Source organism: Salinimonas sediminis (genome assembly GCF_003429285.1).
GTDB classification, from domain to species: domain Bacteria; phylum Pseudomonadota; class Gammaproteobacteria; order Enterobacterales; family Alteromonadaceae; genus Alteromonas; species Alteromonas indica.
This window is the reverse complement of sequence record NZ_CP031769.1, coordinates 1,717,227-1,730,249: the sequence shown is the minus strand read 5'-3', so window position 1 is coordinate 1,730,249 and position 13,023 is coordinate 1,717,227. Positions and strand designations below refer to the sequence as shown.

General features: G+C 51.0%; 6 protein-coding genes and 1 pseudogene. 3 read left to right on the top strand and 4 right to left on the bottom strand.

The window, feature by feature from the left end:
* The first annotated feature begins 93 nt into the window (after positions 1-93).
* Complete coding sequence (locus D0Y50_RS07775) at positions 94-1,284, top strand: class I SAM-dependent rRNA methyltransferase (protein WP_117318674.1); 1,191 nt, start codon at positions 94-96, stop codon at positions 1,282-1,284.
* Positions 1,285-1,343: 59 nt separating this feature from the next.
* Here the strand turns inward: D0Y50_RS07775 and D0Y50_RS07770 are convergent, their stop codons facing one another.
* From D0Y50_RS07770 to D0Y50_RS07755, 4 genes and pseudogenes are all read right to left on the bottom strand, one after another.
* The gene (locus D0Y50_RS07770; RefSeq protein ID WP_108566176.1) at positions 1,344-1,646 is read right to left on the bottom strand and encodes a PilZ domain-containing protein; all 303 of its coding nucleotides are present in this window, start codon (positions 1,644-1,646) and stop codon (positions 1,344-1,346) included.
* Positions 1,647-1,817: 171 nt separating this feature from the next.
* Positions 1,818-5,644, bottom strand: a pseudogene (gene hrpA, locus D0Y50_RS07765) (ATP-dependent RNA helicase HrpA).
* 172 nt (positions 5,645-5,816) lie between these two features.
* Positions 5,817-6,875 (bottom strand): helix-turn-helix domain-containing protein, encoded by a 1,059-nt coding sequence (locus D0Y50_RS07760; protein ID WP_117316295.1) that lies wholly within the window; start codon positions 6,873-6,875, stop codon positions 5,817-5,819.
* Positions 6,876-6,881: 6 nt separating this feature from the next.
* Complete coding sequence (locus D0Y50_RS07755; protein ID WP_117316293.1) at positions 6,882-7,781, bottom strand: GGDEF domain-containing protein; 900 nt, start codon at positions 7,779-7,781, stop codon at positions 6,882-6,884.
* Between the two features lie 419 nt (positions 7,782-8,200).
* Between D0Y50_RS07755 and D0Y50_RS07750 the strand changes: the two genes are divergently transcribed.
* Positions 8,201-10,930 carry a TonB-dependent receptor gene (locus D0Y50_RS07750; protein WP_117316291.1) on the top strand — a complete coding sequence of 910 codons (2,730 nt, stop codon included), beginning with the start codon at positions 8,201-8,203 and terminating at the stop codon, positions 10,928-10,930.
* A 123-nt stretch (positions 10,931-11,053) separates the two neighbouring features.
* On the top strand, positions 11,054-12,991 hold the full coding sequence (locus D0Y50_RS07745; RefSeq protein ID WP_117316289.1) for a phytase: 1,938 nt from the start codon (positions 11,054-11,056) through the stop codon (positions 12,989-12,991).
* Positions 12,992-13,023: the final 32 nt, after the last annotated feature.

The window sequence follows — 13,023 nt, the reverse complement described above, 5'->3', positions numbered from 1 at the left end:
TTACTTACCGTTCTGATGGGGTACGTTGCGGTGGTGAATTAAGATGAATCTGGCTATACTTCGCCCCCAAATAAAGCTTCAGTTGTTGTGATTATGTCTGCCACTATTGTTCTACAACCACAGCGAGAAAAATCGCTAAAACGTCATCATCCCTGGGTATTTGCCAGCGCGATTGACACTATTACCGGCCGTTGCCGCAGCGGTGATACAGTAGAGGTGATGAGCAGCGAGGGAGAATGGCTGGGCCGAGGGGCGTATTCCCCTGAATCACAAATTCGTGTGCGCATCTGGACCTTTGTCAAAGACGAGCCTGTAGACAATGGCTTTTTCATGCGTCGACTGGAGCAGGCCTACGCCCTGCGTAAAAGTGTTATCAACTTTTCCAGCACGACCGGTTATCGGCTTATTGCCGCCGAATCGGATGGCTTACCAGGGATTACCATTGATATTTATGCCCAGGTGGCGGTATTGCAATTGCTATCCGCGGGCGCGGATAGACAGCGCAGCAAACTGGTGTGGGCCTTAGGGAAACTATTTCCCGAGATTGCTATATACGAGCGTTCAGACGTTGATGTACGAAAAAAAGAAGGGCTTGAGCCACTTACCGGTCCGGTTGTAGGCGCGCCACCTACGCAGGTGGAGATACTGGAGAATAACCTGCGTATTAATGTTGATATAGAAAACGGCCACAAAACAGGCTTTTATCTTGACCAACGTGATAGCCGGGCCAGGGCCGGCTACTATGCGCAGGGCAAGTCGGTGCTTAACTGTTTCAGTTATACCGGCACCTTCGCCTGTTATGCCTTAGCCGGCGGAGCCACCCACGTAACGAATGTGGATGTTTCAGCCCCGGCCCTGACGCTAGCCGAGCAACATTTAACCTTAAATGGCCTGGATCCGGCAAAAGCCAGCATGGTTCAAGGAGATGTGTTTGAGGTATTACGCCGATATCATGAACAACAGACCCAGTTTGACATGGTTATACTTGACCCACCCAAATTCGTCGATAGCAAAGCCTCCCTGACCCGCGCTGCCCGCGGCTATAAAGACATCAACATGTATGGTATTCATGCCGTTAAACCAGGTGGCTTATTGCTGACTTTCAGTTGTTCAGGATTAATGCCCGCCGACTTGTTTCAGAAAATAGTTGCTGATGCAGCGCTGGATGCTGGCCGTACGGTGAAAATCATCGAAAGGTTATCGCAGGCGCCCGATCATCCGGTGAAAACAACCTACCCGGAAGGTTACTATCTTAAAGGGCTGGTGTGCCAGGTAGCGGATTAACCTCCGCAAAAACCCGGTACATAGCCGGGCCTATACAAATAAGCTGCAAAAACTGCAGCTTATTTCATCTCAGAGATTTCCACACCAATGATGCAGCTATTTTCTGATTCCTGCACGCAGCGTACTATCGTTGCAATAGCAGAAAGTGAGGGAATTTGTGAACTGGTCGAGTCAATCGACACTTTCACCTGCGTACCCAGCTCAACCGAAGGTTCATCGACCTCCAGTGACATGCCAGTAGCACTAATGTCTTTGCAAACGGCTTGTAAAGTCCGGCTGGACTCTTCATCGTTAATTTGCACCTGACACGGTGAGTTCACCATCATCCTGAAAAAGTTACGTTTGTCGTCGTATCCCAACATTTTACATCTCCTGACTTCTTCGCCGGTAAATACTAAAAAACCGCATGCTGTTATGTTCGTTATAGGGGGTGAACCTGAGCTTGTCAACCGGGATCGCACCTGGCTTACCTATTTGCCAACCCGCTCCATACCAGCGTTTGAAGCTTTGTACGAGGTAAGCCTGTGATAAGCTTAAAAGTCTGCCAGAAAATTTTGTATTCGCTTAGCTGATATCGGATATGCCGTGCCCAGCTGTTGGGCAAATAAAGACACTCTGAATTCTTCAATCATCCATCTTGCCTCTCCCAGAGCAGGCGGCTGCTTTTCTGGCGGATAACGACTGGCTACTTTCGCATATTCGTCAGTGACCTTTTCAATACTCATCTGAGCTTGTCGATCGCGGGTCGGATCGATAGGCAACTTGTCTAATCGCCGGGCCAGTGCTTTGATATAACGGTTCCAGTCAGGTAACCGGGCAGCGCCCAAATCACTTACAAACCCAGGGTACACCAGGGTGGCAAGGTGGCTCTTTATATCCCCCAGCGCCCCTACCATGGTCAGCGGTACATTGCCTTTCATTTGTTTTTGACATTGATGGGCCAGGGTTAAGCCGGTTTCTACCTGGCTGGCAATATGTAAAACCCGCTCATTAATATTGGCGCGCACATAATCGACACACTCTTTAAATGCTTGCTCGCTGCGTACGGCTTGCTCGCTTTGCTGTTCGAACTCCTCGCGCAGGGCATCAATGCCAGCAAAGATACAATCATCGATTAACGCTTTAACCTGCCCAAACGGATTGAAATACAAGCCCAGCTTAGCTTTGTTCGGTAAGCGAGTTTCCAGGTGGCCCAATGGTGACGGTATGGCATTTTTAATTAACAGGTTTACCCCCTGACGATGCAGAGTTGCCGCTTTGTCGGCTTCATCCACCAACACGATATCGACCTTGTTGCCGGTTTTCACCAGGGCCGGAAAAGCCTGTACTTCAAACCCGCCAACTTTTTGCACAAAGGTAGCCGGCAACTGTGAAAAGTCCCACTCGGTGAGCCCCTTGCGTTCAAGTTCTGGCGTGGCCGCCTGGGCAAATGTTTGTTGTACCTTTCCCTGGCACTGTTGTTTTACCTGATGCAAATCGTCACCCGAGGCAATCACCTCACGTTTATCGTTGACCACCGCAAAGTGCATTATCAGGTGGGTATCAAGCTGAGCAAGGTTCCACTCTTCTTCCGTTACCGTCACACCGGTCATTTTTCGTAACTTATCGCTAAGCGCATCAATTAACCGCACCGGGTAACCTTTTTTATCCTGGGGCTGAATATCAGCCAGACAGGCTTGCGCAAAATTAGGTGCAGGGACAAAATTGCGCCGTAAACGCTTAGGCAGGCTTTTGATTAATGCCACAATAAGCTCGTGACGCAGCCCAGGGACCTGCCAGTCAAAACCCACATCATCTATTTGGTTTAACACCGGTAGGGGGATATTTACCGTAACGCCATCATCCGGCGCGTTAGGCTCAAAATGATAGGTTAGCGGTAACGTCAGATTGCCTTGTTTCCAGACGTCAGGATAACCATTTTCCACCGCATCAGGCTGCTGTCGGTAGACATCAGCTTCGGTAAACGTTAGGCATATCTCGGCCTGCTTGTGTCTATACCATTTCTTGAAGGCGGCTTCATTGTTGACCTCCTGTGGTATACGAGCAGCATAGAATTCCACCAGCGTTTGCTCTTCCACCACCAAGTCGCGGCGCCGGGTTTTTTGCTCCAACTCGTCCGCCTGCGCCAGCAAAGCCTGATTATCCTGCAAAAAAGGATAATTAAGCCGGGTATCGCCGTTTACCAGTGTCTCTGTAATGAACAACTCGTGACATATAGCTGGGTCAATCAGGCTATATACTACCGCGCGTTTAGCGACTATTGGCAAGCCGAACAAGGTGACTTTCTCAAACGCAATAACCGCCCCGCGTTTTTTTGACCAGTGTGGTTCTGAATAACTGGCTTGCGTAAGATGCTTGGCCAGCGGCTCTACCCAGGTAGGATCAAGCTTAGCATTAACCCGCGCGAACAATTTGGAGGTTTCTACCAGCTCTGCCGACATTACCCACTTAGGCTGGCTTTTAGCCAGGCCTGAGCCAGGAAAAATCATAAAGCGGGCATTTCGGGCACCCAGGTATTCGCGATCTTTGTCTTTAGTGCCTAAATGCGATAATAAACCGGCACAAATGGCTTGATGCACCGCCTGATAGTCAGCTTGCTGATTACTTAAACCCAGCTTCAGCTCGGCCAGTGATTTTTTCAACTGGCTCACAATATCCTGCCATTCGCGCATCCGCAGATAATTTAAGAAATGGCTTTTGCACCACTTTCGCAACTGATTTTGGGTCAGGGCATTCTGTTGCTCCCGAAACCCGTTCCAGGTATTAAGCAGGCTAATAAAGTCAGAATCTTTGTCGGCATATTCACGATGTGCTTCATCTGCCTGCTGGCGCTTATCGGCGGGCCGCTCACGAGGATCCTGAATGGACAGCCCGGCGGCAATAATCATAACCTCGCGCAAGGCATTGGTTCGGTTCGCTTCCAGTACCATTCTGGCGTATCGGGGATCAATGGGAAGCCGCGCAATCTGACGGCCGGTTTGCGTCAACTGCATTTTACCCTGGTTGCGGGTTACCGCCTGAATCTCTTCAAGTAGTCTGAAGCCATCATTGATATTACGGTTGTCGGGGGGCTGAACAAAAGGAAAGCGGCTGATTTCGCCTAACCCCAGCGCCAGCATCTGTAAAATGACTGAAGCCAGGTTTGTGCGCAGAATTTCCGGGTCAGTAAACTCCGGGCGGCCCAGATAGTCCTCTTCACTGTATAAGCGAATACAGATCCCCTCACTTACCCGGCCGCAGCGCCCTGCCCGCTGATTCGCTGACGCCTGCGATATGGCTTCAATGGGCAAGCGTTGCACCTTTGAGCGCACGCTGTAGCGTGAAATACGGGCAGTGCCCGGGTCTATCACATACTTTATGCCTGGCACCGTTAACGAGGTTTCAGCGACATTGGTCGCCAATACAATTCGTCGACCGCTATGGGGCTGGAAAATTCGGTTTTGTTCGGTGGCAGATAACCGGGCGTATAGGGGCACCACTTCAGTATGCCGATAGTGCTGTTTGTCCAGGGCTTCCTGCGTATCGCGAATTTCCCGTTCCCCACTCAGGAACACCAGAATATCACCAGGAGCTTCCTGGCTCAGTTCATCTACCGCGGCAACAATCGCCTCGGTCTGATCAACATCGTCCCCCATATCCTGAGGCGGGCGGTAGCGTACTTCCACAGGATAGGTGCGCCCGCTGACTTCGATAACCGGCGCATTATTAAAATGGTTAGAGAAACGCTGGGGTCGATAGTTGCCGAGGTAATTATCAGTTTTAAATCGGGCCGCTTTTGCAGTAACTGCCGTAAGTAACCCAGTAAAAAGTCGATGTTCAGGCTACGTTCGTGGGCTTCATCAATAATAATCGTATCGTACTGATTCAAATAACGGTCTTGCTGCATTTCTGCCAGCAACATGCCGTCGGTCATCAGCTTTACATAGCTGCTGTCGCTCACGTTGTCCGAAAACCGAATTTTGAAGCCGACCTTATCGCCTAACGGCGTATTGAGCTCTTCGGCAATCCGGTTTGCCACACTTCGCGCGGCTAAACGCCGCGGTTGGGTGTGCGCTATCATGCCGGTGACCCCGCGCCCTAACTCCAGACATATTTTGGGTAGCTGGGTGGTTTTTCCAGAGCCGGTTTCGCCTGCTACAATCACCACCTGGTTATTTGCAATAGCCTGTTTTATATCATCTTTCTTATCGCGTACCGGCAATGGTGGGTAACTGACCTGGGGCAGGTTCGCTGCGCGAAGTGCGCGCCGGCTCACTGAGCGCTCGATATCCTGGCTCAACTTTTCCAATACGTCGTCTGATACCGCTTTTTGCTGGGCGTTTTGCAAACGTCTGCCCAGCCGGAATCGATCGGCGCTCATAGTAAAGGAAAGCTGTTGTTTGAGTTCGCGCAATGGAGCTGCAATATCGCCAGAATTCAATGGGGGGTCCTTAAACGGTCAAAGTGCGACGATCCTAGGGAAAACAGCCCGACATTTCCAGTGAAAATCGTTAAAGCCTGTACCGCGACAGACCAGCATAGCAGTGCAATGGCTACCGTTGACGTAACTGGCTTGGGGTAAGACCGGTCCAGCGTTTGACAGCCCGGCGAAAATTAGTCAGGTCAGATACGGCCATTTTTAACGCGCTTTGTTCATTGGTTAAGCCTTCATAGCTAAGTAAAAAGACCGCTTGTTCCCGGCTCGCGTCAGCGCATATCGCCGAAAAACTGGTATTGAAATCGGCCAGCCTGCGTTTCAGTGTAGCAGGGCTCAACGCTAAGCAGCGGGCAGCTTCAGCCAGGTTAAGGTCACTGTGGTTTAAGGCCAGTTGGCGTAGCACCACGGGCAAGGTTACACGCCTGGCCGCGCGGCCGTGTACTAAGCGACACAGGCTTACAAGAGGCCGGTAAGGTGTTCTTACCGCCGCAGGGGGCATTGTTGCATCAATATGCTTACCGTCCAATTGCGGTGAGTGAGGTCTTAAATGAGTAATAGTTTGCTTTACCACTATCGCATCAAGAGGTCTGGCGAAGTACAGTCGGGTACCCAGCATAACCTGGTAATCCGCAATATTAGTAGGCGTGGGCCGACAGAACTCGTAGCGCAGTGACACACGCTGGTGGCCCCACTGCTTAAGTAGTTGACTGAACGCACTCAATAAGATTTGGTGTAATAAAGGCCAGCCGGCAAACGTGCCCAGGGCGCTGGTGACAACTAAATACTGGTCATGCTGGTGAATGTAACGTCGTACATAAAACAATGTATAGAAATCGCCTAATACCAGGGGGGCGGCCCGCAGCCAGTGCTTAAGAGTGGGACTGTATAGCAACGGCGTAGCCACATCTTGTTGTAACAGCGTGGCCAACCGATCGCCGACTAAAAATGCGCTATCAGGGGTACGCTGTAAACGCTGAAAATTATTGAGTAAACGGACTAACTGGCTGGGGCTTATGCACAGTGGCTGGCTAAATACCTCTTCAAACAAACCTGTGCCCCGCAACAGTGCTGCGGTATTCAAGCCGGTATGCTGGGCCGTTTGATACAGCGCTTGTAATAAGGGCTTTAGCCGTAATTGCTTATCTGAAACCAATACCAACGTCCGTGTGGTCACAGCACTTTACCCCGCCGCTTGGTGCGCATTACCATCTAGCTGCGCATTAAGGCTACATAACAAGGCGTCCAACGACTGCTCAGGGGTAAGTAATGCCCTTGCAGTGCGGGCTGAATGAAAAATAGCGGTAGTTTGCTGGCCCGTTTTGAATGCGACTTGCTGAACTGATGCTTCAAGTTGGCTGCACAGGTTCACCAAATCAATCTCACTCATTTGCGGCAGCAATACGGCAAAACGATCCCCGGCGTAGCGACAGGCCAGGTCGTGAGGGCGTAAATGCATGCGGATTAACCGCCCGATTTCTTTTAGGAAACGGTCCCCCTCGGCCTGGCCGTAACGATGATTAATCTGTCTGAAGTTGTTTAAGTCTAGTAATAGCACGCCGGCAGCCCATTGTTGCCGCTGACATTCATGCACCCGGGCTCGCCAGTAGTCGCCTCGGTATAGCTGGGTTATCGGGTCAATTTTTTCATGACTACGGTAAAACCATTCTACTCCCTGCAACTGACGGTTGAGCGCTAACTGCTCGCGATGCCACCCTAGTAGCGCCACCGACATAATAACCATTCCCACGGCGCCGGGCAGAGACTCCATCATACTAATCCAGGGCGCATGGGGATAAGTAAAAAACTCATCCAACAGGTCCAGCAAAGCGGTGAATAAAAAACAATTAAGGCCTGCACTTAGTAAATGCGTGACATGCCCCGCCGGACGGCTCGCCAGAATCGCTACCAGCCACAGTAATGTAAGCATCACAATGCTGCCTTCCCCACAGACATCCAGCCAGGATATAGCCCGGGCTGTTTTAGCCTGTCCGGCATACGCCGCCATATTAACTGCCACAGCAATCAATGAGCTGGTGCCAATAAGCCATCCGGTATGCAGGTTAAGTCCGGTCAAATTCATTACAGTACTGCCACACAAAGGGTTAAAACAGGGTTATACACCGGGCCGACGCCCGCGTGGAGGGTCATTGTGGCTCATCAATATGACAACCACGTGATAACCCTCGTGGTTAACGCATTCGGTTGGTCAATTACCGCATAAATATCAATAACATACTAAGGGGTCAATTAAGCTCACCCGGTTAGCCACCATTTATTAAACACTTTAATATCAACAGCTTAGATACTAGCTGTAATTTCCGCGTCATCGCGATGTCACATACTGTTTTTAGGGTGGCGTAAGTAGAACACTGCAGCCCGGGGGCGTTGGAAAGGGAGCTGGCAGCGAGCACTATGTTCAGCTTGCTTGGTTGGCAAGCAACGTGAAAAGCCCCCCGTCTGCAATAAAAAACCACACCATCGCCACTTAACAGGACAACTATGAAAACGTCATTCAATACACTGACCCGGGCATGCCTAATGGCACTGGGGTTATCGCTTTGCCCATTGGTCCATGCCGAGGCCGCAGCGGCGGCAGGTGCGGCAGGTGCGGCAGGTATAATAGGACAACTTACCAATGCCGAGCATAACCGCGTGTATGCTGGAGCCCGTATTACCCTGGTAGAGCTGAATTTGTCTACCGAAAGCCAACGCGATGGCTCGTTCAGGTTTACCAACGTGCCGGCCGGAAGTTATACGCTGCATGTCAGTTATCTGGGCGCCGCGCCGGTTACGCAAAAAATTGCTATCGATAGTACCGGTATCGTAAGACCCACAGTGATGCTTAACCCTGTGGCTACCGCTATGGCTGATATCGTGGTTCGCGGCCAGCGCAGTGGTCAGGCTTCGGCCATTAATCAGCAGCGGGTTTCGGATAGGATCTCCTCAATAGTTTCGGCCGATGCCATAGGCCAGTTTCCCGATCAAAATGCCGCAGAATCACTGCAGCGTTTGCCAGGCTTATCTATCGAGCGCGACCAGGGCGAAGGCCGCTTTGTGGGTATTCGGGGTATCGATCCAAATTTAAACAATGTCACTATTAATGGCTTAAATATTCCTTCGCCGGAAGCGGGAGTGCGCTCGGTAGCGCTGGATGTGATCCCTTCAGAACTGATTCAGTCGCTGGAGGTCGCAAAGTCGATTACGCCGGATATGGATGCGGATGCTATTGGCGGTGCGGTCACTGTAAAGAGTGTGTCTGCATTTGATCGCCAACAAAAAACCACCGCCAGTGCTACCGTTCAGGGTGGCTACAATACCCTGCGTGAGGCCTACAACCCCAAGTTAGCAGGTAGCTTAACCCACCAATTTAGCCAGACCCTGGGGATCGCCGCGGCGTTATCCTATTTTGACCGTGATTTTGGTTCTGACAATATCGAAAGTAATGGGGCCGATGAGGTAGAACAACGTCATTACACCATTACGCGTGAACGTCTTGGCGCTGCAATTAATATAGATTGGCGTCCTGATTTCAACAACCAGTACTATTTGCGTACGCTTTACAGCAAGTTTTCTGATGACGAATACCGTCAGGCCGTCATTTACACTTTGGAAGGTGAAGACTCCCAGATAGAACGGCAGAGTAAAGATCGTTATGAGAGCCAGTCAATTGCAACCATAGCCGCCGGCGCCGAGCACCAGCTACAGCAGTGGCTGGTGAGCTATCAAATTGGCTATGCCTCCGCCACTGAAGATGAACCCGACGCCCTTTATTATGTATTCAACAGCGAGAATTCATCGGTTGATGGCGAGCTGGACCATCCAATACCCATAGTGTCCTTTGATGCAGATGCGACTGACATAAGCCAGTACGAAACCGATGAAATCAGCTTTGAAGACAACTATGCAAAAGATACCGATACGTCCTTTAAATTCGATCTGAGCCGCGATATCACGTTAGGCAACTATCCCGGCCAAATAAAACTGGGTGGAAAATACCGGAGTCGGGAAAAGCGCCGGGATAGCCAGATGTTTATTTACGATGGCGGCTTTGATGCCTTATCGCCACCAGACTTAGCCATCACGGAGCCAGATTACGGATTAGGTAATTTTGGCCCGGGCTTGAACCGCGAGCGGATGCGTGACTTTTTTAACCAAAACCGCGCTGATTTGAGCTTGGCGGCGCTTGACTCGGCGCTGGAGTCAAACGGGGCTACCTATGTGAACAAAGAAGATATCAGCGCGGCTTATTTCATGCTTACCGCAGATATTGAGAAACTGCATCTGGTAGCCGGTTTGCGCTATGAAGACACCGATTTTAGTACCGCAGGCAATCGGGTTGAACTGGTGGATGACGAGCAGAATGATGTACAAGAGGTGATTAACTCCCCCTGGACAGCCGAACGCCGTTACGACCATCTGCTGCCCAGTATTAATGCACGCTACGATGTTAACGAGCAATTACTGCTTCGGGCGGCATACACCCAAACTATCTCCCGCCCCCGTTTTGAAGATGTTGCGGCCTTTCAGATAATCGAAAGCAAAACCGCACAGGACGAGGGTGTGGTGGTCACCGAACGTGAAGCAGAGGTAGGTAATCCGGACTTACAGCCCTATGAAGCAGATAACCTGGATCTATCCATAGAGTACTATCCAGGTGATATCGGAGTAATGTCAGCCGGGCTATTCTATAAGAAAATCGATAATTTTGTGGTGTATGCCGACGTCGCAGCGACTGCGCAGTGGGCAGGATTTGAGGAAGTCACACAGGCTATCAACGGCGAGACAGCTTCGCTTAGAGGGCTTGAGCTGGCCTGGGTTAAAGCCTTTGATAATGGTTTTTTAATATCGGCTAACACCACCTTTACCGATTCTGATGCCACCACCTTTGTCGATGGCGAACAATATGATACCCGCCTGCCCAATCAGTCTGACCGTATCGGCAACCTGACCCTTGGTTACGAGAATACGGCACTCTCGGTGCGCCTTACCGCCTCATATAAAAGCGATAATCTGGAGGAAATTGATGGCGATATGTTACGCATAGAGGATGACCATACCCAGTTGGACTTTATGGGCAAGTACTTTGTCACACCGGCAACGTTAGTCTATTTCAATATCATCAATATTACCGATGAGCCATTTTACCATTATTTCGACCAGCCTAACGTTAATGCACAATATGAAGAGTACGGCCGCACGTTTCAGTTGGGCCTGACCTGGCAATTATAACAACCGCGCCAGGTCACTAAGTGGCCGGAGCCGGGGGTATCTACTAGACGCGCGTCCCAACCCCGGGCCCTGAGGCCCGGGTGCGGAACCCATCTTATTTTCATTAACTCTATAAAAAGCAGCATGATGAACCTATTACAACGTATTACCTGTCAATTCTGGCTGGCTTTAGTGGCTGGTCTGTTCGCAAGCTTTGGCGTCGTTAACGCCGGGGTTGCCGGATTGCCCACGTCGACAGCAATGGCCCCGCTGGCAGTCGACACGCTCGCCATAAAGGCTAATCAACTTAGTCTTATCAATACACCGACTTATCGGTTTGCACTGGAATTAAGTGAAACCGTGGGAATGACCATCAAAACCGACGAGGGAGGGCTTTTGGCAACGCATCCGCAACGCTACCAGATGGGCGACTGGCGCGCTACCAAAGACGGTATTGTCATTGCCGCGCTCGCCCTGAACACCAGTAGCATAGACACCTTTCTGTTTAACCCTGATACCCACCAACTACAACAGTTAACTAGCTGGCCGGCCAGTGCCGCTGATCAGGAAGCCTTATGTTTGTATCAACATGGCGAACAGCTGGATATGTTCGTCGCCGAGGCGGGCGGGCAAATGAAGCATATTGCGCTTATGGCCCCCGCATTGCAGACACCTGTCCAGGTTCGCCAGTTTAGTACCGGACCTGGCATCAAAGCCTGTGCCGTGGACGATTCCCAACATACCTTATACCTGGCAGATGAAAATGCCGGTATCTGGCAACTGAGCGCGCTGGCCGAAGCAGAGGAAAAGCGTACGTTAGTCTGGCATGAACCCGGCGCCAGTATTGAGTCTGTCGCGGTCCAGCCAGGCGCTTTTATCACTGCCGATACCACGAGCAACCGGTTATGGTATGTTAATAGCCAGCAAGCAAGGGAGTTTACATTGCCACCGGGTATCCAGGTCGAAGGCCTGTCAACGTATCAGCATGGCAATAGGTTGTATGTCAATTTGTACGATGACGCTTCGGCTACCATCAAACAAATCGCCCTGCCCTCAGAACTATCGCAGACATCTATGCCAGCCTCGCCAGCGGTTGTACCACCATTGCCAGACATCCTCATTACCGCGGATGCCGAAACTGCGCCGGTAGCCCGCGTAGGTGATGCGGCTGATGATCCCGCCATCTGGATAAACCCGCTCAACCCGGCGCAAAGCCGGATTTTAGGCACTGATAAAAAACAGGGTTTAGATGTTTTTTCGCTTTCGGGCCAGCGTCTGCAGCATTTACCGGTAGGTCGGGTCAACAATGTCGATATTATTTATAACGTAAATGTAGCCGGTAAACAGGTCGACATAGCCGCTGCCAGCAACCGTTCAGATAACAGTATCCAGCTTTTTACAATCACTCCACAGGGCAGAGTTAGCGCCGCAGGACGCATAGCCACTTCCCTTAGCGATGTGTACGGGCTGTGTGCTGGCCGCCCGGGTGCCCAGGCACAAATCATAGTAAATAGCACTGACGGCAGGTTCGAGCGCTTTGCCCTGGATGTGTCGGGTAGTAGCTTAAACGGAATTCATCTTGAAAGTTTTTCGCTGCCTTCGCAACCTGAAGGGTGTGTCATAGATGATGAACGTGAAATTCTGTTTTACGGTGAAGAACAGGCCGGTGTGTGGCGCCGTAATTTAAACGGGCCGGCCAAGCCATCATTAATTGCGCAGGTTAACCAGCAGGTTCAAGCCGATATTGAAGGTATGGCGTTGTTCGACCATGCCGGGTCCGGCCAGCGCTATCTGATTGTTTCAAGCCAGGGGAACCATCGTTATGCGATATACCAAAGTCGCGCCCCGTACACCTTGCTGGGCACGTTTGCGGTTACCGCAGATCTGACTAAAGGAATTGATGGGGTTTCAGAAACGGACGGATTGGCCGCGACCAGTGCGCCACTGGGCAAACACTACCCTGCTGGCCTGCTGGTTGTACAGGATGGTCACAACGTGCTGCCGTCCGCTAATCAGAATTTTAAGTTGATTAGCGGCGTCAGGCTCAATGCCGTCATTGAACAGTTGCTGGCGGAACACTAAGCCCCGGCCGGAGATAAGCTAAGTCAGGGCCA